Annotated in this window: 22 protein-coding genes; 5 read left to right on the top strand and 17 right to left on the bottom strand. The window is 58.5% G+C overall.

The window, feature by feature from the left end; translation table 11 throughout:
• Positions 1-49: 49 nt before the first annotated feature.
• The gene (locus IPP88_19180; GenBank protein ID MBL0124740.1) at positions 50-1,060 is read right to left on the bottom strand and encodes an NADP-dependent oxidoreductase; all 1,011 of its coding nucleotides are present in this window, start codon (positions 1,058-1,060) and stop codon (positions 50-52) included.
• Positions 1,061-1,142: 82 nt separating this feature from the next.
• Positions 1,143-1,571 carry an SWIB/MDM2 domain-containing protein gene (locus tag IPP88_19185; GenBank protein MBL0124741.1) on the bottom strand — a complete coding sequence of 143 codons (429 nt, stop codon included), beginning with the start codon at positions 1,569-1,571 and terminating at the stop codon, positions 1,143-1,145.
• Between the two features lie 210 nt (positions 1,572-1,781).
• On the opposite strand from IPP88_19185, the gene IPP88_19190 reads away from it, so the two are divergent.
• Together IPP88_19190 and pdxH are read left to right on the top strand one after the other, a co-directional pair.
• Complete coding sequence (locus IPP88_19190) at positions 1,782-2,333, top strand: NUDIX hydrolase (protein MBL0124742.1); 552 nt, start codon at positions 1,782-1,784, stop codon at positions 2,331-2,333.
• Entirely contained in the window at positions 2,330-2,974 is a 645-nt protein-coding gene (gene pdxH, locus IPP88_19195; GenBank protein MBL0124743.1) for a pyridoxamine 5'-phosphate oxidase, read from the top strand. Before IPP88_19190 ends, pdxH begins: the two co-directional genes overlap by 4 nt.
• A 3-nt stretch (positions 2,975-2,977) precedes the next feature.
• Here pdxH and IPP88_19200 read toward each other — a convergent pair whose 3' ends face one another.
• Positions 2,978-4,645, bottom strand: coding sequence for an amidohydrolase family protein (locus tag IPP88_19200; protein ID MBL0124744.1), 1,668 nt, complete (start codon positions 4,643-4,645; stop codon positions 2,978-2,980).
• A gap of 212 nt (positions 4,646-4,857) precedes the next feature.
• Here IPP88_19200 and IPP88_19205 point away from each other — a divergent pair, with 212 nt between their 5' ends.
• Positions 4,858-5,709: a zinc-dependent peptidase gene (locus IPP88_19205; GenBank protein ID MBL0124745.1), complete on the top strand. Its 852-nt coding sequence runs from the start codon at positions 4,858-4,860 to the stop codon at positions 5,707-5,709.
• A gap of 106 nt (positions 5,710-5,815) precedes the next feature.
• Here the strand turns inward: IPP88_19205 and IPP88_19210 are convergent, their stop codons facing one another.
• From IPP88_19210 to IPP88_19220, 3 genes are all read right to left on the bottom strand, one after another.
• Positions 5,816-5,953, bottom strand: coding sequence for a hypothetical protein (locus tag IPP88_19210; GenBank protein MBL0124746.1), 138 nt, complete (start codon positions 5,951-5,953; stop codon positions 5,816-5,818).
• A gap of 94 nt (positions 5,954-6,047) precedes the next feature.
• On the bottom strand, positions 6,048-6,386 hold the full coding sequence (locus tag IPP88_19215; GenBank protein MBL0124747.1) for a P-II family nitrogen regulator: 339 nt from the start codon (positions 6,384-6,386) through the stop codon (positions 6,048-6,050).
• A 59-nt stretch (positions 6,387-6,445) separates the two neighbouring features.
• On the bottom strand, positions 6,446-8,044 hold the full coding sequence (locus IPP88_19220; protein ID MBL0124748.1) for an NAD+ synthase: 1,599 nt from the start codon (positions 8,042-8,044) through the stop codon (positions 6,446-6,448).
• A 70-nt stretch (positions 8,045-8,114) separates the two neighbouring features.
• Here IPP88_19220 and IPP88_19225 point away from each other — a divergent pair, with 70 nt between their 5' ends.
• Positions 8,115-9,260, top strand: coding sequence for an N-acetyltransferase (locus tag IPP88_19225; protein MBL0124749.1), 1,146 nt, complete (start codon positions 8,115-8,117; stop codon positions 9,258-9,260).
• On the opposite strand, the gene IPP88_19230 is transcribed toward IPP88_19225, so the two are convergent.
• The 11 genes from IPP88_19230 to IPP88_19280 form a co-directional block, all read right to left on the bottom strand.
• Positions 9,257-9,412 carry a hypothetical protein gene (locus tag IPP88_19230; GenBank protein ID MBL0124750.1) on the bottom strand — a complete coding sequence of 52 codons (156 nt, stop codon included), beginning with the start codon at positions 9,410-9,412 and terminating at the stop codon, positions 9,257-9,259. The two genes, IPP88_19225 and IPP88_19230, sit on opposite strands and share 4 nt — an antisense overlap.
• A gap of 45 nt (positions 9,413-9,457) precedes the next feature.
• Positions 9,458-11,269 carry a hypothetical protein gene (locus tag IPP88_19235; protein ID MBL0124751.1) on the bottom strand — a complete coding sequence of 604 codons (1,812 nt, stop codon included), beginning with the start codon at positions 11,267-11,269 and terminating at the stop codon, positions 9,458-9,460.
• Positions 11,270-11,294: 25 nt separating this feature from the next.
• On the bottom strand, positions 11,295-12,074 hold the full coding sequence (locus IPP88_19240; GenBank protein MBL0124752.1) for a 3'-5' exonuclease: 780 nt from the start codon (positions 12,072-12,074) through the stop codon (positions 11,295-11,297).
• 4 nt (positions 12,075-12,078) lie between these two features.
• On the bottom strand, positions 12,079-12,594 hold the full coding sequence (locus IPP88_19245; GenBank protein MBL0124753.1) for a YdbL family protein: 516 nt from the start codon (positions 12,592-12,594) through the stop codon (positions 12,079-12,081).
• Complete coding sequence (locus IPP88_19250) at positions 12,591-12,806, bottom strand: hypothetical protein (GenBank protein ID MBL0124754.1); 216 nt, start codon at positions 12,804-12,806, stop codon at positions 12,591-12,593. The genes IPP88_19245 and IPP88_19250 overlap by 4 nt, the downstream gene beginning before the upstream one ends.
• Positions 12,807-12,870: 64 nt before the next feature.
• The gene (gene cysM, locus IPP88_19255) at positions 12,871-13,767 is read right to left on the bottom strand and encodes a cysteine synthase CysM (protein MBL0124755.1); all 897 of its coding nucleotides are present in this window, start codon (positions 13,765-13,767) and stop codon (positions 12,871-12,873) included.
• 7 nt (positions 13,768-13,774) lie between these two features.
• Entirely contained in the window at positions 13,775-14,671 is an 897-nt protein-coding gene (locus IPP88_19260) for a CysB family HTH-type transcriptional regulator (protein MBL0124756.1), read from the bottom strand.
• Positions 14,672-14,926: 255 nt separating this feature from the next.
• Entirely contained in the window at positions 14,927-16,264 is a 1,338-nt protein-coding gene (locus IPP88_19265; protein MBL0124757.1) for an aspartate aminotransferase family protein, read from the bottom strand.
• A gap of 1,248 nt (positions 16,265-17,512) precedes the next feature.
• Positions 17,513-18,748 carry an efflux RND transporter periplasmic adaptor subunit gene (locus IPP88_19270; GenBank protein MBL0124758.1) on the bottom strand — a complete coding sequence of 412 codons (1,236 nt, stop codon included), beginning with the start codon at positions 18,746-18,748 and terminating at the stop codon, positions 17,513-17,515.
• A gap of 18 nt (positions 18,749-18,766) precedes the next feature.
• Positions 18,767-21,139 (bottom strand): FtsX-like permease family protein, encoded by a 2,373-nt coding sequence (locus IPP88_19275; protein MBL0124759.1) that lies wholly within the window; start codon positions 21,137-21,139, stop codon positions 18,767-18,769.
• 33 nt (positions 21,140-21,172) lie between these two features.
• On the bottom strand, positions 21,173-21,961 hold the full coding sequence (locus tag IPP88_19280) for an ABC transporter ATP-binding protein (GenBank protein ID MBL0124760.1): 789 nt from the start codon (positions 21,959-21,961) through the stop codon (positions 21,173-21,175).
• Positions 21,962-22,861: 900 nt separating this feature from the next.
• On the opposite strand from IPP88_19280, the gene IPP88_19285 reads away from it, so the two are divergent.
• A complete protein-coding gene (locus IPP88_19285) occupies positions 22,862-23,419 on the top strand; it encodes a sigma-70 family RNA polymerase sigma factor (GenBank protein MBL0124761.1) in 558 nt (185 codons plus the stop codon).
• The last annotated feature ends 51 nt before the right edge of the window (positions 23,420-23,470 follow it).

The following is a 23,470-nucleotide window of genomic DNA, read 5'->3' on the forward strand; positions in this document are numbered from 1 at the left end:
GCGCAACGCCCGCCTCAACGGTTGCGCCGCCCAGATTTCATTGCGTTGCTTAGGCAGAAGCCACCTTCAACACCAACTTCCCAAAATTCTCCCCCTTGAACAACATCGCAAGCACCTCAGGAAATCGATCAATCCCCTCCTCCACATGCTCCCTCGAGACCAACTTCCCTTCCTTCAGCCATTGCCCCAACTGCATCGCCCCCTCCTTGTACCGAGGCGCGTAATCGAAAACCACGATGCCTTCCATGCGCGCCCGGTTGACGAGCAGTGATAAGTAGTTGGCGGGTCCTTTCACAGGTTCGGTGTTGTTGTATTGCGAAATGGCGCCGCAAATCACGATACGCGCCCCTAAATTGATTCTGGTCAAAACAATATCCAGGATCTCGCCGCCGACATTGTCGAAAAACACATCGATCCCGCCTGGGCAGGTTTCCTTCAGTCCCTTGCGGACATCCTGATTCTTGTAGTCCACGCAGGCGTCGAAACCGAGTTCCTTTATCGCGTAATCACATTTTTCCTTGCCCCCGGCAATGCCCACCACGCGACAGCCCTTGATCCTGGCCACCTGGCCCACCGTAGCGCCCACGGCGCCCGTCGCACCGGACACGACGACTGTCTCCCCCTGCTTCGGCTGTCCGGACTCCAGCAGGCCGAAATAAGCGGTCATGCCAGGCATACCCAAAACATTGAGATACGTCGTCAATGGGGCCAGCGCCGGATCGACCCTGGTGAATCCACGCCCATCGGAGATGCACCACGTCTGCACATTGATCATGCCCGAGACCATGTCGCCGACGGCGAACTTGGGATGGTTCGAGGCCACCACTTCCCCGACACCCCCGGCGCGCATCACCTCACCCAGCGCCACCGGGGCAATGTATGACTTGCCCTCGTTCATCCAGCCACGCATGGCAGGGTCAAGCGACAGGTAGAGCGCTTTGACGAGAATCTGCTCGTCCATCAAAGCGGGAATTGGCTCGTCGGCAAAGGAAAAGTCGCTTCGCTTTGCCTCGCCGACCGGGCGGGCGATCAACCGGACAACACGATTCATAGTGGACATTGGCGCGACTCCAGCGATCCAAAAGCAAAAAAGCCGGCGACGCGAGTCTCGCGCCACCGGCCCGTTCGAGCAAAAAAACCGATTACTTCAGGTGCGAAGAAACCAGCTTGGTCATTTCAAACATCGAAACGACCTTCTTGCCACCGAATACGGCTTTCAGCTTTTCGTCGGCATTGATCATGCGGCGGTTGATGGCATCCTGCAGTTTGTTCTTCTTGATGTAGTCCCAGAGCTTCTTGGTGACTTCGGTGCGGGGCATCGGATTTGCACCGATGACTGCGCCGAGAACCGAACTGATCGTCATGGGTTTCATGAAGGCTGCATTCGGCTTACGCTTCGCAGCGGGCTTCTTGGGAGCAGCTTTCTTGGCTGCCGGCTTCTTGGCAGCGGGTTTCTTGGCAGCGGGTTTTTTCGCTGCGGGCTTCTTTGCAGCGGGTTTCTTTGCCGCGGGCTTCTTGGCTGCCGGCTTTTTGGCAGCGGGTTTCTTTGCAGCGGGTTTCTTTGCAGCCATGTAAATCCTCCAGTCTGTTAACGGAAATTCCCAAACACTTGCGGCGGAGCGCCCCTGTTTCAGAGAGTGAACCGAACCACAGGCGCAAATATAACGCATTCTTTGCAAGAATGTGCAACACGTCGTTGTATACACGCAACGTGGCCATCGCACTGACATATCCGCGGATGGCCCCCAGACCGACTAAGATGAACGGTTTTCTATTCCACCATGCATACGCCAACCCTCCTCTCAGCGCTCTCGTTTCATCAAGCACACGATGCTGATGAGCGCATTCATCGAGAAAGAATTGTTGCGTTTGTCGAGCGCAATTCGCAACGCTGGTGGCAGCGCTCCACTCTCGACGGACACATCACCGCTTCGGCATGGGTGCTCAATTCAACACGCACACATGCGCTGCTGCTGCATCACGCCAAACTGAATTGCTGGGTGCAGCCAGGCGGACATCTCGATGACGAAGATGCTTCGCCGGCGGCGGGCGCATTGCGCGAAGCGCACGAGGAAACCGGTCTTGCCGCACTGCAACTTGCCGATGAAAATTTGTTCGACGTCGACGTGCATTCCATTCCCGCGCGCGTCAACGAGCCGGCACATTTGCATTACGACCTGCGTTACCTCATGATTTCACCTGACAGCACGGTGACGATTTCCGACGAGTCGCTGGGTGCGCGCTGGATTGCACTCGATGAACTTGCCCGCGCCCCATTCGAACGCAGCATTTCGCGCATGGCCGAAAAATCCCTCCAACTCCCCTTCCAATGACCACCAAGACAAACCTGGCCGACCTCCGCAACGACTACATGCTCGCCACGCTCGATGAGAGTGACGTGGCGATCACGCCCCTGGGGCAATTCGATAAGTGGTTCAATGAAGCGCTTGACTCGCAACTGCCGGCAGCCAATGCAATGACGCTTGCCACCTGCGATGCGGAAGCACGCCCTTCCGCGAGAATCGTTCTGATCAGAAGCTACGACGAGCGCGGATTTGTATTTTTTACCAATTACGAAAGCCACAAGGGGCAGGATCTGACCGCGAACAATCGCGCGTCGCTGCTTTTCTTCTGGCCGGAACTCGAACGGCAGATTCGCATCCAGGGCCGCGTTGAAAAAATCAGCGCAGCGATGTCGGACGATTATTACAGCAGCCGCCCGCTGGCGAGCCGTATCAGTGCATGGGCATCACCGCAGAGTCACGTGCTGCCTTCACGCACCGCGTTGGAAGCACGGGTATCCGCGTTTGCGGCGGAGTACGGCGAGAATCCGCCGCGCCCGGCACACTGGGGCGGCTACCGCGTCGTGCCGCAGGTGGTGGAATTCTGGCAGGGACGCGTTGATCGTTTGCATGATCGCATCCTGTACCGGCTCAATAACGGCGATTGGAAGATCGAGCGCCTGGCACCCTGACGGCTAAGGCAGGCGATAGTAGTCCGGTAACGCCCTTAGGTATGCCGGAATGTTGGGATTGACCATCAACCGCGACATCCACTCGGCATCCTCGTTGGTGACGAGCGGGCTCAAAGTGGTTTTCTCATACGGCAATTTGAAGCGGCAACTCAAAAAACGCTTTGTGTCTTCCATCGTCAATGCCCCGTTTGGCGCGCCACCCGGACAGCGCGCCAATTCCGCCGCCATTTTCACTTCGGCGTCTGGCCGGAATTTCATCTGCTGCAATAGAAAATTTGCATCCATGCTGAGTCCGCGCTGCAATCGCACCGACGTCTCGGCAAGACTCATGACGGGCATTCCGCTGCCGGGGCAATTCGGCGCCATGACTTTAGCGCGCTTGCCACCGAAGGTTGCAGCCAATTCGACATCACTCGTCGTCCGGACGCTAGCCATCAATGTTTGATCACCGTAGAGCATTTCGCCGCGCACCGCCACCAAGCGAACATTTTCTTCAATGGCTTCGATCAGATTACGATACGGGTCGGCGTGCCGATCATCCATCACCACCAAATCGGCAACAAATCCGGGCGCGATCTGGCCGGCAAGTTCTGTCCAGCCCATTGCACGCGCGGGATTCCTGGTGACCATTTCCGCCAATTCGCGATCACTGAACAGTCCACTCAACTGATGCTTGTTCACCAGATCCGCAACTTTCAACTCCCCCAATATCGATTTGCTGCCGGACGGCGCCCAGTCTGGCGCCAAGCTAATACTCACGCCGGCGCGTTTCGCCGCGGCCACATTCGCGGTCTTCGCGTAAAGCAGAAAGTTCGACAGTGGCGACCAAACCAGCTTGACGCCTTGCGCAGCCATGTCCTTGAGCTGAATCTCGGTCAGTCCAACACCATGAATGGCAATGAGCTCAGGTCCAACCAAGCCACTTTTCTTGATGGCCTCATATTCACCCGCCATACGCGAGCTCGGCCCTTCGGCCACGTGCACCACCAGCAACCCGCTGTTTCTCGCTTTCAGCAGGTCGGCCCACTCGATGGCATCGCGCCCAATGTCCACGCGGCTGGTGGCTAGACGCGGCCCGATCTTCGAATTTTCGATATTGCGGACCAGGCACTCGGTGGTGGAATACGACAGGTTTGCGCGACCGCCCTGAAGGCTCGTTGTACCCCCGGCAATCGCCTTGTATTCACCATAGCGGCCAATTTCAAGCCCTAGGTTGTAATAGTCGGCGCCGGCCAGCACGACATTCGGAAACGTGATGCGCTGGTTGTACGCGTCATCGTAGAATCGCCATTCGTAACGATCCTTGTAGGCCCGTGGAATGGGCATCAGCGGATAAATCGCGTACTCCGGATGATTGTGCAAATCGATCATCCCCGGATAAATCACGCCGCCGGTTTCGATTGCCTGCGCGCGCGCCGCACCTGCAGACAACAGCTCACCCGCTCTAAAAATGGCCTCGATCCGGCCCGCGCGAATCCACAGGCGCGCACCGGCCAGGATTTCGCCCGCGTCATTCATCGTGACAATTTTTCCACTCAACAGCATGCCAGGATCGATGCTGGCGGCGACAGGTTCGGGTGTTGCGTTCACAACCGGCACGGGCGTCTGTAGCGCGCAACCAGCCAGCAGAATATGGGTAAAAACCAAAGCCAGAACTTGACGGCAATTCATGCGTTCTCCGAAATGTTAGAGATTCGTACCACGCGGTCCGCAGGCACGACAATTGGCAATAATCTCATCATATCGTTACTACCCTCGTTTGCCATGCGGATGCTTAAGCAAGACATTTTCGGCCATGCCTTCACCGAAGTAGTCCGTGATGTACAACGTCTTCGCGTTGCCGATGGCTTGAAAAGCGACCGGCAACGCCCAATCATTTGCTAATGCTGAAGTCCCTGCTGCGTCCTTTGACAAAACTATTGCGGCGTGCACGCACATTTGCTGCGCGCCCGGTGGTGCTGGTCGACGAAAACCTGTGGAAACGCGCAACGGCAGGCTATGTGTTTGTTCAGTCATTGAACGCCGAGGAGAACCGTCGTCTCAGGCTGATCGCGTCCGATTTCCTGGCGCAGAAAACGATCACTGGCGCGGACAGCCTGAAAATCGACGACCTCATCCGCACGCAGATCGCTGCACAGGCGTGCATCCTGGTGCTCGAACTCGGCATCAAATATTTCGAAGGCTGGTCGGAAATCGTCGTCTATCCCAGCCAGTTCGTCCCCGAACGCGAAGTCGTCGATGAGATTGGCCTGGTACACACCACGCGCGATGTGCTCGCCGGCGAAGCGTGGCTAGGCGGCCCGGTGGTGCTGTCATACGAAGATGTCGCCCGGAGCGGCGATCCTGAGTACGGCGTGGCAGGCTACAACGTCGTCATTCACGAATTCGCGCACAAGCTCGACATGCTGAACGGCAATGCGAACGGTTTTCCGCCAATGCAAAAAGGCATGAGCCGTGAGGCCTGGAAGCGTGCATTCATGTCGGCCTACCTCGATTTCTGTAAACAGGTCGACACAGCGGATGCACACGGCCGGCGAAGCCGCCTTAGTCGCAATCATGCGCTTGATGCCCTGCCGCTTGATCCGTATGCCTCGGAAAACCCGGCGGAGTTCTTTGCCGTCATCACCGAGGCCTTCTTTGAAATGCCTCATGCCATCGCACAGTCTTTCCCTGCCGTGTACGAGCAACTGACGCTATTCTATCGGCAAGATCCGGCGGCACGCATACCGGCCTGAGGCGCGGTGCCCTGTGCGCATTTGTGTGCATGCCAGTGCTGGAAACGAAAAAAACCCGCAGGCGCATGAGGCCTGCGGGTTTCATGTTTAGCGAAAAATGAAATGATCAGAGGTAGAGAACGGCCGGAAATACCGCGACGGCCAGCACAATCAAAATCCATTCGCTATTCCAGCGTTTGAGATGGCCCGTGTAATAGAGAATGATGCAAAGAATTGCAAATACATAAAATAAGGCCAGTAGCATTTCGCCCCCTAAAAAAATCTTTTCGTTTCCGCCGCGCCTGCACGCGATTTCAGGCTGTAAATTACCATATTCGCCCGACTAATGCCCAACTGCGCTATACGGCATCCTCGTTGGTCTCACCGGTACGAATTCGCACGACCTGACTCACATCCGTGACAAAAATTTTGCCATCGCCAATCTTGCCGGTACGTGCCGCCTTGATAATCGCGTCAATGGCTTTATCGACCATGGCATCGGCGAGGATCACTTCGACTTTTACCTTGGGCAGAAAATCGACCGTGTATTCGGCACCCCGGTAAAGCTCGGTATGGCCTTTTTGCCGGCCAAAGCCCTTGACTTCAGTCACAGTGAGGCCTGTACAACCCAGCTCGGACAGCGTTTCACGCACCTCGTCGAGCTTGAATGGCTTGATAATTGCCTCGATTTTCTTCATTCCTGTCCCCTGAAAACGCTTGAATATCGTTGAACGCCAAACATCACCGCATGGCGGCACTATTTGGCAACATACCGCGATGTTATGGGATATCGCCAGTCTTTGCCAAATCCGCGACGGGTAATTTTTGCGCCGATGGGTGATTGCCGCCGCTTGTACTCGTTGATTTTGAGCAAATGCGTGACGCGCTTGACGTCCGCATCGAGAAATCCCATCGCCACGATTTCCGAGGGCGAGCGGTCCTGCTCCATGAACAATTCGACAATCTGGTCGAGCGTATCGTATGGCGGCAGCGAATCCTGGTCCTTCTGGTCCGGTCGCAGTTCCGCGCTTGGCGGGCGGGTGATGACACGTTCCGGAATGACCCGGGAGATGCCGTTGCGATAGGTACAGAGTTTGTACACCAGCGTTTTGGATACGTCTTTGAGGATCGCGTAGCCGCCGGCCATATCGCCGTATAGCGTCGAGTAGCCGACCGCCATCTCGCTCTTGTTGCCGGTGGTCAGCACCAGGGCGCCGAACTTGTTGGACAGCGCCATCAGCAGCGTGCCGCGCACGCGGGCCTGAATATTCTCTTCCGTCGTATCCGGCGCACGCCCCTCGAATTCATGCGCGAGCGATGCCTTGAACGCGTCAAACATCGGCGTGACCGGGATTTCCGAATACTTCACACCCTGTATTTGCATCATTTCGCGTGAATCGTCCAGTGAGATTTGCGCGGTGTACTCCGACGGCATCATCACCGCATGCACCCGTTCACGCCCCAGCGCATCGACCGCAATCGCCAGCGTCAACGCGGAATCGACGCCGCCCGATAAACCCAGCAGCACACCGGGGAATCCGTTCTTGTTGACGTAATCCCGCAAAGCCACCACCAGCGCCCGATACACGCTTGCCTCGGTCGACAGCGCGGGATGCACTTCGCCCCGCAAACGGCCATCTTCGAATTCCACCAGCCCCATCGTTTCGGCGAATTCCCGCTCTTGGTAGCCGACCGAACCATCCGCGTTAATACCAAACGACGCGCCATCAAACAGCAGCTCATCCTGTCCGCCAGTCCAGTGCGCATAAAGAATCGGCACGGCACTCTCACGCACGCGGGCACGCACCACGTCGTATCGCGTCTCGAGCTTATCGATATCGTAGGGCGACGCGTTCGGCACCACGATCAGTTCCGCACCCGCGGCCTTCGCCGCGTCGACCGGTTCGGAAAACCAGACGTCTTCGCAGATCAGCACGGCAATTTTCACGCCTTCATGGTCGAATACGAAAGGCTGATCGCCAGTTTCAAAATAGCGCTTCTCGTCAAACACCTGATAATTCGGCAGTCGCTGCTTCAAATACGTGCCCGCGACCCGGCCGTTTTCCAGCAGCGACGCGGCGTTATAGAGCTTGCCGGCTTTCAATTGCGGGTGGCCCACGATCAGCGAGATGCCGTGGGTTCGTTGCGCGAGGTCCAGCAATGCCGCCGCGCACGCCAGGCGAAAGTCCCGGCGAAACAGCAAATCCTCGGGCGGGTAGCCGCATAGCGCCAGTTCCGGCGCCACCAGCAAGGTCGCGCCCTCGGCCTTTGCCCGGGTCGCGTAGTCGAGAATGCGCTCGACATTGCCGGACATGTCGCCCAGGATCGGGTTCAATTGAGCGATAGCAATTTTCATATCAGCGCGATGAAATTCTAAGAGCGGGTAATGCCTTTATTATACGGGCAGCCTTTTACCGACCTTGACCATGCGCGAAGTAGTCCTCAAAGTTCTCGATTCGCTTGCCATGATTCCCGAGGCAGAGTGGGATGCGCTTGCAGGCGGAAACCCGACGCTGCGCCATGCGTTCCTCCAATCGATGATCGACGCCGGTTGCACCACCGCCAAAACCGGCTGGTTACCGCAATTCCTGACACTCTGGCGCCCGACGGACGATAGCGACAGCCAGGAAAAACTGTGTGGCGCCGTGCCGCTCTACGTCAAAGGCCACAGCTACGGCGAGTACGTATTCGACTGGGCATGGGCGGAGGCGTATCAACGAAACGGGCTGGACTATTTTCCCAAGTTGCTTGCGGCCGTGCCATTCACGCCCTGCACCGGCGCGCGCCTCATGGCCGGCACCGCGGCTGACCGCACGATTCTTCTCGATGGCCTCCTCAATCTCGCCAGGCAAAGCGATGTGTCATCGCTGCACGTGCTGTTTCCGGAAGCCGCCGAGCATAAGTTGTTGATCGACGCCGGCATGATGCCGCGTACCGCAATCCAGTTCCATTGGCGCAACAATTGCTATCGGCAATTTGATGAGTTCCTGGCAACCATGAACCACGACAAGCGCAAGAAGCTGAAACAGGAGCGGAGAAGGGTCAACGATGCCGGAATCACATTCCGGCGCTTGATCGGGGCAGATATCACGGAAACCGACTGGGATTTATTTTTCCAATGTTATAGCCACACCTACCACACGCACCATTCCACGCCATATCTGAATCGCGAGTTCTTCGGGCTGATTGGTATGCGCATGCCGGAGAGTATTTTGCTGATCATCGCCGAACGCGAAGGCAAGCCAATTGCCAGCGCATTGAATTTGTGGAGCGCGACGACACTGTACGGCCGCTATTGGGGCGGGCAGGAATTCCACTCGGGGATGCATTTTGAAACCTGCTATTACCAGGCCCTGGAATTCTGCATCGAGCGCGGCATCCAGGTTTTTGAAGGTGGCGCGCAGGGCGAGCATAAGTTGGCCCGAGGGTTCTTGCCGGTGAAATGTCAATCCGCACACTGGTTGAGAGACGCGCGATTCTCACGCGCAGTGGAAGATTTTCTTGCGCGCGAGAGCGGCGGACTCGAGCAGTACGTGAACGAACTGGACGACAGCAGCCCGTTCAAGGGCTAATTTTTGAAATAGACAAACTCCAGCGCTGGCGCGGGTTCCGGGCCAGCAATGCCTGGAAACGCCCGCCAATAGGCGATCTTCGTCGTTGAGTCGATCCCTGCAATCTCGGCAATCGCCGGTGCCGCGATGAAGTGCAGCGTAATCGAGGGCACTTGATCGGAAGCCGCAATCCCGGAATACGCTACGCTTCTTCTGGGCTACTGATTGGCGTGCGCGATGACGGTCGAATGGATCTTCTCCGAGAACTCTGCGTTCGCTTCCGCGCGCCCGAATACATTGCGTTTTTCCAACGCAATCTTGTCGCGAATTGACGCATTCAACTCGCGATTGGCCGCAAGTTCAATTGCCTTGGCCACATAGTCGTCAACGTCCGCGGCGACAAGTTGCTGAAGCCCCATCAACCGCAGCATCGCCGCCGTCTGGCGTCCGCGCATGAATGGACCCGGTAACGAAACCACCGGCACATTTGCCGCAAACGCATCGAGACTCGTCCCACCGCCAGACCAGTGCAACGTATCCAGCATGACGTCGGCGAGCCCAAGTGCACGGCGAAACATGCCGCCACTGAGTCGCGGCAAAAACTTGAATTGGCCTTTTGCCGAAATTCCCGCCGCGGCCAATCGGCCCGCCAGCCGATTGGCAAATGCCATCGTGATCGAACGACTCCCCGCCTGGAAAAAAACCAACACACCGCGGCTGTCCCCCTGCAGAATTTTCACAAAAACATCATCCATGTCCGGGTGAATCTTGAATAGCGATTGAGGACAGAAATACAGGTGTGCATCATTCGGCAGCCCCAGAGCGGATCGCTCAATGGGCCTTTCTTCCGGGGGCAGCGCGATGTCGACGCCGATACCATCCAGCAGAATGACCTGCTCCGAATAATGCGCGGCGTAGCCTTCCGGCTCCATCGAACCGCAGCTCAAGTAATAATCGATCGCCGTGCTGCCGGTGGTGACCGGGTGCCCCCATGCAGCGAACTGCACCGGCGCCAAACGCATTGCCGACAACAAGTATGAGCCGGTACTCATGCCAACCTCCGGATAAACCAGTACGTCGAGCTGGTCGGAGAGGATCCGGTTGCCATTTTCGCGCGGCGCTTTCAGCAGGCGTGTGAAGTACTCGCAGCCGGATTCAATCCGCCGCGTCAGTTCATCTTCGCCCTGTCCGGTGTAATAGACGTAGCGCTCAAATCGTCCAGAGTCGAGCTGGGTGATCCAGCGTTCAAAATAGTTGCCCGCGGTGGACGCATAAAACCACTTGCTGACGAAACCGATTCGAAGTTTGCGCTGCCCGTCGAATCGCAGCGGCAGGCGCTGATTCAATTCAGGCGCCGCCGTTCTCACCAGTTGGCCAATGAGGCCGGCGTAACCCTGCTGCAGTTCGCGATCATCGCCACCCTGGTAGGCGAGCAGGAAATTGGAGCGCTCGACGTTGAACACCTGGTCCGCGGACTTTTGCCATTTCGGTATCTCGGCAGATAGCGCATCCAGACCGTCGGCATAGCGTTGCCGGCAGGTCGCGACCGCCGTTGCGTCCGGATAGACCATCGGCAGCAGCAGGTGCGCGTCAAGCGCCAGTGACAACACGTTTGGATGCAATCTCGCGGCAGCGATCGCGAGATCTCGCGCCTCACCTGAACTTCCAAGCTCATGCTTGATGAAAATCCGCATCGACAAAAGCTGCGCATCCAAACCATCGAGAGCCAGCGCCTGGGCCACAATTGTATCGGCCCGCTCGAACTGCCAGCCTTCCATCAACAGGCGTGTCAGGCGCCTCAATGCCGGCAAGTTACCCGGTTGTTCCTTGACGATCGATTCGTGAATCGCAATGACAGCAGGCAGATCGCCTATGCGATAGAGGATACGGCCGAGAGTTTCGCGGCAGGGAATATTTGCCGGCTCGAGGTCGACGGCTTGGCGCGCATGCTTGAGCGCGGCGGACAGATTCCCGTTATCCAATTCGCGAATCGCGAGCTGGTGGAGGTCGTTAGCGTTCTCGGGAGGCATCAGGCGAAGTCGGAACCGGCGCCGTCTACTTCCAGGCCTGGGCGAACGCCTTCCAATGCGCTGCCTGCTCATTCGCCGCCAGAAAGTCCCGCGCCATCTTTATTTCGGCATCGTAGCCTTTGTGGTTGAGGGCGCCGCGCATCAACTGAAAGCGCAGGTACACGAGCCACGTGTTCATGACATCGGTCTCGCAGTAGTCGCGGATGTGCTGTATTTCACCGCGCTGCCAGGCGTCCCACACTTGCGAGCCATCCATGCCGAGCTTGCCGGGGAATCCGCAGAGCTGTGCCATCTGGTCGAGTGCGGCGGTCGCGCGCGGCTGGTACATCGCGAGCAGATCCATCAAATCCAGGTGCCGCATGTGATAACGGCCAATGTAATTGTTCCACTTGAAATCACGATCGTCCTCGCCCATGTCCCAGAACTTCGCCGCACTGATGCCGTGAATCAGTGCCCGATAGTTGAGTACCGGCAAATCAAAACCGCCGCCATTCCATGACACCAATTGCGGTGTGTAGCGCTCGATGCCATCAAAAAATCGCTGAATCAGCACCGCCTCGCCGTCATCGGCTTTGCCGATCGACCATGCCTTCAGGCCGTCGTCGGTGCGCAACACGCAGGAGATCGCGACCACGCGATGCAAATGATGCTGCAAAAAATCGCTGCCCCCCGTGGCTTGGCGGCGGCGCTGGAACGCCAGCTCCGCGACGTCCGCATCCCCCATGGCGGCATCGATGTCATTCAACTTCCGCACACCGACGATATCGGGGATGGTTTCGATATCAAAAACCAGAATCGGTATCACCGGCTCAATTCCCTGGGTAGGGCGCAACGGATGCCGTATTTTCCGGCACTCCATCATTTGCGGCGCTCGGCAGCTTCTTTATCCACCGTCCACCCGAATCGCGATAGTACCAACCGCTTGGTGCCCGGCGAATCCAGCGCTCGGCAAAGACATTCTGGAATTGCGACTCCCAGTCGGGACGACCATTGGCGCGGGCAATTTCGCGATACAGCGTGCCGCGATCCTTGTTGTCCTCCGCCACCAGGCGTTCAAGCGTGGCGCGCATATCCGGCGCCAGTCCTGCGGCTTCCCGCATGGCAATCAGCCCATCGTGCGTGAGGCCGATCACCCCCGCCTGAAAGTGCTCTTTCAAAATGGCGTGGCGCTCGGCCAGGCTTTTCCGGATGGCCATCACGGATGGCGACTGCACATCGAAGTCGGTGTCTCCCACGGTCTCCGCTCCCATGGCGGATACGCTCACCAGGCAAAGTACCACCAGCAGGGGACGCAAACAATGCCGCGTCGACAAAGTGATTTTCATTGCTGTTTCGGCTCGGCCGGCGCCGATGGCGCCATCGCATCTGCTGGCGCAGGATTTCCGTTTGTACCTTTGCCGGAAAGAATATCGTCAAGCACCTTATCAGCCGCCTTTTCTGCTGTCTTCTGCGGGAAGAAACTGATTACATTGCAGCCCGTGATACCAACGACCACACCGATCGCCAACGCCGCCATCCACATTTTATTGATTTTCATGGCAACTATTTTACGTCCTATCCGCCATCCGGAAACACCTAAGCAGGGCGTTTTCCGATTCGCCTCATGCCGGAAACACGCCGGTGGAGAGATAGCGATCGCCGCGATCGCAAACAATATGTACGACCACCGCGTTTTCTGTTTCACGGGCAATGCGGATCGCCGCCGCCAATCCACCCCCCGAGGAAATACCGGCAAAGATGCCCTCCTCGCTCGCCAGGCGCCGCGCCATTTCCTCGCTTTCGGCCTGCGTGACTTCCAGGATGCGATCGATACGCGACCGCTCAAATATTTTCGGCAAGTAGGCTTCCGGCCATTTGCGAATGCCGGGCACGTTGGAACCGTCCGCCGGTTGCACACCGACAATCTGAATGGCCGGGTTCTTCTCTTTCAGGAAACGTGACACGCCCATGATGGTGCCGGTTGTTCCCATGGTGGCCACGAAGTGCGTGATTTTTCCACCGGTGTCGCGCCAGATTTCCGGCCCGGTGCCGAGGTAATGCGCCAGTGGATTGTCCGGATTGGCAAACTGGTCGAGGATGTGACCCGCGCGCTCCTGTTTCAGCACCTCGGCGGTATCGCGCGCGCCCTCCATGCCGATGGCCTTTGGTGTCAGCACCAGTTCGGCGCCAAAAGCGCGCATCGTCTGCCGCCGCTCGATGCTCAAATGTTCGGGCATCACCAGCACCATCTTGTAGCCCTTGATCGCGGCGGCCATCGCCAGCGCGATGCCGGTATTCCCACTGGTCGCCTCGATCAGCGTATCGCCCGGCTTGATGTCGCCGCGCGCCTCGGCCCGGCTGATCATCGACATTGCCGGCCGGTCCTTGACCGAACCGGCGGGATTGTTGCCTTCCAGCTTGGAAAAGATGGTGTTCGTCGCCGCAATGCCGCCCCGAACAGGGATGCGCTGCAGCCTGACCAAAGGCGTATTACCGATAAAGGATTCAATGGTATTCATGGTTCGATTACCGTTGTTGCAATTGGCTGGACAAAATGGAAATGAAGTCTTTCACATAGCCGCGCAGGTAGGCATCCTTGCGATACGCGAGCTTGGTGACACGCTCGGGGAACAGTTTGCTGCCGTCCAGTGCCACCAAGTCATTGTCGCGCTCACGATCGAACGCCACGCCAGCGATGATGCCGATGCCCAGACCCTGGCGGACGTAGGTCTTGATGACATCGGTATCGATCGCCGTCAGCACGACGTTGATGGTCACACCGGCATTCGCGAACGTCTCATCAAGCGCACTGCGGCCGGTAAACGCGGCGTCGTACGTCACCAATGGATACGCGGCAATGCGCGCCAGCGTCAGGCGTTTTTCACGCGCCAGTGGATGGTCCTTCGGTACGACAATGCAATGATGCCAGCGGTACAAAGGCTGGGTGACAAGCTCCGGATAGCGGTCCAGCGTTTCCGTCGCAATCGCGATATCTGCCTCGCCGGCAAGGACACCGTTGGCCAGGTCGCGCGGGCTGCCCTGATGAATCGACAGGCGCACGTCCGGATACTTGGCGGTGAACAGCTTGATCGCGGGCGGGAGAATATAGCGCGCCTGCATGTGGGTCGCGGCAATGACAAAGGTACCCTCCTCCGCGTGGGTATATTCCTGCCCAACGCGTTTCAGGTTCTCGACCTCGGCCCACAACCGGTCCGCTATCTGCACCACACTTTCACCTGCCGGCGTCAACGCCGTCAGCCGTTTTCCCTGCCGGACAAATACGTCCACGCCCAGTTCATTTTCCAGTTCGCGCACCTGTCGAGACACGCCCGGCTGAGAGGTGTGCAGAGCAACAGCGGCGGCGGACAGGTTGAGTTTCTGGCGTGCAATCTCGCGGACGTAGCGGATTTGTTGCAGGTTCATATCTGGATTTCAACGATGTGGGCACCCGGGGATGTCATATAACCGACAAGCCTTATTATTCGCCAATATACCTTAGTGCGGCATAACCCGTGAATTAGCAGTGGCCCCGCCGTGGTCGCCAATGCGCCGCGAATGCATAAAGTGAATACCAAGCGTAAAAGCGAAAACTTGCCACGGATTTCACGGATAAAAAACCGATTTAATCCGTGCAATCCGTGGCAAAAGTAGAACTCGCGTCGTCCTGTACCCAAAACCCTACTGGAGCGTTGGTATCACATCTCCCAATACGGAGACGATTTGCTGGATTTCGCTGTCCTCAATGATGAACGCCGGTGACAGCACGATGTTATCGGCGGCGCTGCGGATCAGCACGCCTTTGTCGTAGGCCTTGAGGAAGGCATCAAACGCTCGCGCACCCGGCGCGCCGGCGCGCGGCTCCAGCTCAATCGCTGCCACGAGTCCAAAGCTGCGGATATCGATGACATGCTTGACGCCTTTCAGCGAATGCACCGCCTTCGCCAGCACCGCCGCCATTTTGTTCGCGCGTTCGAACAGCGCCTCGTCTTTGTAAAGCTGCAACGTCGCAATGCCCGCCGCGCAGGCCAGCGGATGCGCCGAGTAGGTGTAGCCGTGAAACAGCTCAATCGCAGCGGCGGGACCGGTCATGAACGCATCGTGAATCTCGCCCGAGCAGATCACGCCACCCATCGGCACCGTGCCCGAGGTGACGCCCTTGGCGAAAGTGATCATGTCCGGCTCGACACCAAACACATCGGCGGCAAACGCACCGCCCAGTCGGCCATAACCGGAAATCACCTCGTCGAAAATAAGGAGGATGCCGTGCTTTTTCGTGATCTCGCGCAGGCGCTGCAGGTAACCCTTGGGCGGGAACAGCACGCCGGTCGAGCCTGCCATCGGTTCCACGATTACCGCCGCGATGGTCGAGGCGTCGTGCAACGCCACCAGCCGCTCCAGCTCATCGGCCAGATGCGCGCCCCACTCGGGCAGCCCCTGCGAATACGCATTTTCTTTCAGATTGTGCGTGTGCTGCAGATGATCCACGCCCGTCAGCATGTTGCCGAACATCTTGCGATTGGCCACCATGCCGCCCACCGAAATGCCGCCGAAACCGACACCGTGATAGCCACGCTCGCGGCCGATCAGGCGGGTACGCGAACCTTCACCGCGGATGCGCTGCCAGGCAATCGCGATCTTCAGTGCCGTATCCACCGCTTCCGATCCGGAATTGCAGAAGAACACGTTTTTCATGTTCTTCGGCGAGATGTCGATGATGCGATTGGCCAGTTCAAAGGCAAGCGGATGCGAGAACTGGAATGGCGGGCAGAAATCGAGCGTCGCCGCCTGCTTCTGGATCGCTTCAACAATCGGCTTGCGATTGTGCCCCGCGTGGCAACACCACAACCCGGCAAAGCCATCAAGTATGGTCTTGCCGTCGTCTGTCTTGTAGTACATGCCATCCGCGCTCGCCAGCATGCGTGGCGCGGCCTTGAAATGGCGGTTGGACGTAAAGGGCATCCAGTAGGCGCCCAATTGATCGGGATGCAGGTGAAGCTGGTCCGAGAGGATCGTCATGTTATTTTCCTTGCCGTTTGGTACGACAAGTTTAACAAGACCTGATGCGCGGGCCAATTATGTGTCGCGATGGATAGCTAAACACATTAGCAATACGGCAAACTCCCCGCCTGTAGGGCGTCTCCGAGCCGTTTTGGCTGGAGAACCGCGCCAGTGGTGGTGTTTTCTCCGCTACCGGGCATCGACCCGCCAAAGTGCGATTGCGCATACAAGGTAGGCAAAGCACAAAGTGCCGGCAATATCTTGCTGATTTCCCCTGTTGTGCTAACTTCGCTAGTGCCGGACTCGACGAGGTGGATGTTTGGTCCAAAAGACAATGACAAGGGAAAACGCGATGACTTCATTTCGGCTCGCCATGATTGGCATTCTCTGGGCGATATCGGTTGCCGCAGCTTCAGAAGAGTTTGAGCCTCGCGGCCGAAGGTGGGGACCGCCCAAACCAGTGCTGGAGGTTGTCCGAATAAGTGGCACCTTCGGTGCCGGAAGTGGTCGAGGACGAAGACGGTCGGTCTGCCGTTGTTTCGGGGACGACCGGCGATTTCGCAGGTCTAATTGTTCATCCCCGAGTTGAAAGTCTCGGTGTGCCTCGAGGTGAATCGATCGTAAAGGTGCTTTCGCCAGATCGTCCGCGCATTAGTTTCAAGCAGCCATCTGCTGATTTATTCGAAGTAGCGTTACCTTTGATGGCACAAAGGTTTAAGGTATTCGACCGAGAAAAGGCGACTTGTCTGCAAGGATGGATTCATCGAAATTCTGTTCAAGAAGTATGAGGGTTAGCAGGCGATCGACCGGATAAGCTCCATCAGACGCTTCACCGAATGGCAGATGGGGCATTGCTATTCTATGAGCAGCATAGTACCTGGAGCCGGGAAGCACTTTTTTTTACCCAAAGTGCAATCAGACACCGCTACTTGCGTTTCGACAAATTCGACGACAAAGCAGAAAACAAAAGATGAATGGATGGCGGTTGGCGGGAATGGATAAAGGCCGAAAATCTCATTGCCAGACTAAGAATTTTCTTCAAAAAAAATCGAACGCCGATACAAAGAAATACAGCACATGACTGGCCGCAACATGAATCCAACTCAAGCACTGGCGCGGCTTTTCGGTCACTTTCAATCGGAACGCCGCGCCAGTGCTTGAGTTTGATGGCGGTGGCGAGCAGGGTGGGCAAAGCGCAGCGTGCCCACGCGGATACCCAACGGTGGGCACGCTGCGCTTTGCCCACCCTACGTTTGCGTCGCCTGCTTACGGTGCCGTCACCTTGATCGCCTTGACCCGCTCCCCATCGTGCACCCGCTCACCCGGATAAACGATCACCTCTTCGTTCTCCGCCAATCCTTCCAGCACCTGCGTTTCCGGCCCCGAGCTCGGGCCGACGGATACGGCCTTCAAGCGTGCGTGCCCATTGTCGATGACGAACGCGGACCAGCCTGCCCCGCGCCGGAACAATGCGCCCGAGGGAACTTTCAGCGTGCGTGGCGTCTGCCAGGTAATGATGCGGCCCTCGACACGAAAATTGTCGCCGAGGCTTTGCCGCTGCTCGACCGGCGCGAGAATCTCGGCCACGACGTTCACGCGCTGCTCCTCCACACCAAGCGCGGATATCTTGGTAAATGCGGCCGGCTCGACCAGGCGCACGCGGGCGGGCAACGGTTTGCCGCCGCCCCACTGTTCCAATTCCACCGGCGTTCCGGGCGCGATCATGGCGCCATCGCGCGAAAGGACGGTGATCACCGCTTCAATGTCCGCGGGATTGCCGATTTCCACCAGCGGCGTGCCGGCGGCAACCACACGGGTACTTTCCTCAATCACGCGCAGCACGCGACCGCTCACCGGCGCGATGATTTCCGTGTGCGCACCGCCCGCCTTGCCTGCCCGTTGCGCGCCCGGCGAGAAATCAGCCAGTTCTGCCTCGGCAAGACGCAGCGCACTGATCGCGGCGGCCACCTCTTTGGCGGCGGACGATTCGCTGAGCCGGGCTGACTCAACATCCCGCAGCGTAATCATTTTGCCGGCAAACAACTTCTCATACCGCTTCAAATCCGCCTCGGCAAATACCTGCGCGGCGCGCGCCTTTTCCAGGTTCGCAGCGGCCGCATCCCGTCGCGCGGCGGCGGTTGCGCGGCCACGCGGATCGAGCATGGTGGACGAGATGGGATCCACGACCGCAATCAACGTCCGGCCGGCATCGACGGCATCGCCTGCCTTGAGCTGAATGCGCCGCAGGTGTCCGCTCACCGGCGCCGATACCTGATATCGATCCTTGATGCGCGTCTTGCCTTCCTCGGTGATGGTGGTCCGTAGCGGCCCCATGACCGCACGCGCCGTTTCCACCGGCATCGGTGTGGGCCAGAGTCCGGCAACAATCAGTGCGACGAGCAGCGCCGCACCCAAGTAGGGCAGCCAGCTTCGCCGGCGATAGACTTCCGTGTCGGATGGGCCCGCGGCTGATTTGATTTTTTGGGTTTCGTCAGGGTTCATGTGCGTCATTTCGTTGAATTATTCCGGTGCGCGCAATGCGCCGATGAGGTTGAGTTGATTCAGTTTTCGCAGCACCAAAAGCGCGGACGCGGTTGATGCCACCGTCACGATGAGCGCGGCAATCGCGTAATTCTGCGCGGTCAGGATGGTCGGCAGCCGCACCGTCTCGGTATTTACCTGTTGCAGGATAACGATGGAAAACCCGGTGCCCAGTAACAAGCCCAGCGGCACGGCAATCAGGGCGAGCGTGACCAGTTCGGTGACCAGCACCGCGCCGACTTCACGGCGCGAAAAGCCGATCACGCGCAACGTCGCCAGTTCACGCGCGCGTTCCGCGAGCGAGATTTGCGCATTGTTGTACACCACGCCGAACGCCACCACTGTCGCCAGCACCAGGTAAATGCTTTGCAGCAGGTTGATGCTGGCCGCCGTGGTTTTTTTGAAGCTTTCGCGCAGCGAATCCTTGATCGCGACCAGACTCACGCGCGGCGTGTTTTTCAATGCCCGCAGGAAATCGCTTCGGCGCGGCCCATCAACCGCGAAGCTCGCGCCGGTGACGACATCGCCTTCGCCGAGCAATCGATTCAGGGCATGCAGTTCCATATAGGCAGACAAACCAGCAAAATCTTCCGACAGGCCGACCAACGTCACCGGGCGCATCACCTTCTTGCCCTCGAGCGACTCGACCAGCAACTCATCCCCTATTCTTGCGCCGAGAATCTCGGCAAGTTTGGCGGACACCACCAGGCCATCGGAGTTGAGTTCGATTTGCCGATGGCCTGCGCCGATCACGCGATTGTGCAATCCATTTTCCGGCAAACCCTGGATGCCGAGTTGCCGATGCGTTTGCCCGAAACGTACCTTGACGAACGCATTGCGAAACGATTCCGCCGCAACCACGCCCGGAAGCTGCCGCAGGTGGTTCAAGGTTTCCGCGCTGGCCGGCTCGATCAGGCCGACGCTGATGTCCTGGCGCTGGATAACATCCCATTGGAAGTCGAGGATTTCCGCGACGCTGTCGCGAAGGCAACTCGGCACAATCAAGATTCCCGTCGCCAGCGCGAGGCCGGCGATGGTTAACACCGCCTGCAGCGGCTTGCGCTCAAGATTGCGCATGGCAATGCGGAACGAGTGGCTGAGGGCACGCCCGATGCCGGTACGCTCGATCAGCGCCGGCCGATAACTCGCGGGAGGCTCGGGGCGCATGGCATCCGCAGGCGGCAATCGCGCCGCGCGCAATACCGCGCTCCACACACCCGCCGCGGCGGCGACCGTGCTTATCACGACGGCCTGCACCAAAGCCGAATAGTCGAGCATGAAATCCAGGGTCGGAAAGCGGTAAAGCTCATGGTACATCTCGACCAGCCGATGGCCGAGGGCGATGCCGCCAAGCGCACCCAGGATCGTGCCCGCCGCCACCATGGCAAACGCAAACTTGAGGTAGTGCACAACGATCTGGCGATTGCTGAATCCAAACGCTTTCAGGATGGCGATCTGCTCACGCTGCAATGAAAGCAGGCGCGATAACACCGCATTCGTCATGAAAGCCGCCACGCTCAGAAACACCAGCGGAAAACCGATGGCAAGTGTCGTGAGCACGCGAATTTCATCTGTCACGCGGATGTGCGACGGATGCGTGGCGCGCCCGTACGTGCCGCGTCCGCCGTACTGCTCAAGCAACTGATCCAGCGACGCGATGACGGCCGCTTCCGTCGCCCCGGGGGACAACGTCAACGCGACATCGTTAAAGGCGCCATAGAGATCGAATGCCGATGCCAGCTCCTGATACGGCAACCAGAAGATGCCGTAAGAACGATTGTCCGGCAGCGCCGCGCCGGGCCGCGATTCGAAGATGTACTCCGGCGAGAGCACGACGCCGGCGATGCGAAACGGCATCCGACGGCCATTGAGCAACAATGAAAGCGTATCGCCGGGATGCAGCTCGTTTGCCTCGGCAAAGGCTTCACCGACCAGCAACTCTCCGCGACTGCGCGGGGCAAGCCATCGACCCGCACGAAGAAACAGGCGGTTCAACTCCGGTGTTCCCACGTCCGGCAGCGACCGCACCGTGCCGCTGGCCGGCTCGTCGCGTCCGGCCAGGTCAAGCGTGACACGCGCGACCACGCCGGTCTGCACGGTGGCAACGCCGGGAATCTCGTGGATGCGCGCGGCAACCGATTGCGGCGCCCGCTTCAGCTGCGCGAACACGTCGGCAAAGTGATTCGTTTCGTAATATTCGCGCTGTGTTGTATCGAGCGAATAAATAAGGCTGCGCGACATGATCATCATGGCGAGACCGCAGGCAATCACCATCGACACGGCAATGGCCTGACCGAGCATGCGTTTCAAATCACGCAGCAGTTTTCGATCGAGGTTGGATATTTTTGCCAAATGAGTCCTACCACGTGATCTTCATCATGAGCGTCACCATTTCAGGCTGCTCGGCAAGGCGCGCTCGGTATTCTGGTGAATGCTCTGCACGCGGCCATCGGAGAAACGGATCACGCGATCCGCCATGTCCGCCATGACGGCGTTGTGGGTAATGATTACCGCCAGCGTGCCGAGCTCCCGGTTGACACGCTCAATGGCCTCGAGCACGACAATGCCGGTCTGCACATCGAGCGCGCCAGTCGGCTCATCGCACAACAACACCTCCGGGCGCTTGGCAATCGCCCGCGCAATCGCCACGCGCTGCTGCTCGCCGCCGGACAATTGCGCCGGAAAGTGATCGAGGCGCGAACCAAGGTTTACCATCTCCAGCGCCTCTTCGGCGGGCATCGCATTGCGCGAGATTTCGGTGATCAAGGCAACGTTTTCCCGCGCCGTGAGACTGGGAATCAGGTTATAGAACTGAAATACAAACCCGACCGAGATGCGGCGATATTGCGTGAGCCGGTCCTCATTGGCGGACGCGAGGTCGAGGTCGCGATACTTGAGCTCGCCCGAGGTCGGCACATCGAGGCCGCCGATATTATTGAGAAACGTTGTCTTGCCGCTTCCCGACGGTCCGAGCAGCACGACTAGCTCGCCTTCGTAAAGATCGAGATCCACGCCGGCCAGCGCGCGCACTTCGGTCAGTCCGCTGCCGTAGGTTTTCGTCAAGCCACGGATGCGAAACACCACGTCGCCGCCGGTATGCACGCGGCTCGTATCGGACCCATTCGCGGAACGCCAATCATCGTCGGTTCGAACCACACTTCCCGGAATTCGCATAACGCAAGGCTCCCAAAACGCCGCGGCCAGCACGTCGCTTCCGGGATGATTTTCCACAATGATCGAATCTGCGCGATGTGCCACGGCGCTCGCATTGCCGCGCCCGGCGCTCTTGACGTCGTCATTTTAGCGCAGCAGTCGGGATGTCGAGTTGAATCGCAACGCTGAACAAGCGCGGGTAGCCCCCGCACCGCAACTACCTTCGAAAAATTGCGAAAACACCAGCACTGGTGCGGCTTTCCTGGCGTTTTCGCCAATTCAAGTACGAGTCCCGACGGTTGGCGTGAAGAATTGCGCGTCGATGGTTGTACTTTTCTTGAAGACGCTTAATTTTGGTGTCAGATTGTCCATGCTGACGCCTTTGGGAAGAAGCGCACACGACTGTTTCATTGGTGCCGCCTGGTTGGGCGAAGGCCGCCCCGGCGGGATCGGTGCACGGTTTCGAGGGCGGCCGGTGACCGTTGGCAGGTTTCCCCCACAGCCGGTTCGACCGGGCCGGCCCTGACCTGCTCGCCCCCGGACATCTTTCCTCAAGGGGGGGGGTGTGCCCCCCTTCCCGGCCCCCCTCCCCCCCCCAAGAAGGGGGGGGCCCCCCCCCCCCCCCCCCCCGGGAGGGGGGGGGGGGCCCTCGAAACCCGCGCCAGCGCTAGAGTTTGTACCCGGAAGCCCAGAAAAGAACATCAATCGAGCGACGACTGGAATCCAGTTCATTCGCATTGACAACAACCTGGACGGGACTGACTCCAGGCTGTCCAACGCAGCCCAACTTCGAGCCCCAACGTGGAACGGCTCAACATTCCTGGTGTCGGACCGCGAGGTCGTCCTCCCGGCGGTCCAGCACCTCGCGCTTCGCCTGTTTGCGGACTTGCCTGGACACCGTCAATCCCGCAAACTTGAGCCATGACAAACATTACAGCCTTGATCGAGCAAGCGAATGAAGGCAGTCAACCGGCGCTGGACGGGCTGTTCCGCGAGCTTTATCAGGACTTGAAGCGGCTTGCGCGATCGCGCATGTCGCGCTCGGAGCCGATCACGCTGCTGGACCCAACCTCGCTCATCAATGAAGCGTACCTCCATTTCGTCAGTGCGAAACGGTTGGACCTCAAAGACCGGCGCCATTTTCTGACCTACGCGGCCAAGGTAATGCGCAACGTAGTGGTCGACTTTATTCGCGTGCGCCGAGCGGAGCGGCGTGGCGGCGACCAAATTCACGTGACCTTGAACACGGATCTTGGCTTGGCCGCACATGACAAAGATGACGAGGCGTTGGGCGTGCATGAAGCTCTGCTTGAACTTGCCGAGGCCGATCCACGGATGGTGAAGGTGGTGGAACTACGGTACTTTGCGGGGCTGACGGAGAGCGAGGTTGCTGACGCGCTTGGCATTGCCGATCGCACCGCGCGACGTGACTGGGAAAAAGCGCGATTGATGCTCGCGGCAATGTTACGCGCGCCATAGCCGGGCAATGTCCGTTTCTTGCCGAGTAGTCCGTACTGAGTACTATTGAGA

Source organism: Betaproteobacteria bacterium, assembly GCA_016720925.1.
In the GTDB taxonomy this organism is placed as follows: Bacteria; Pseudomonadota; Gammaproteobacteria; order Burkholderiales; family Usitatibacteraceae; genus UKL13-2.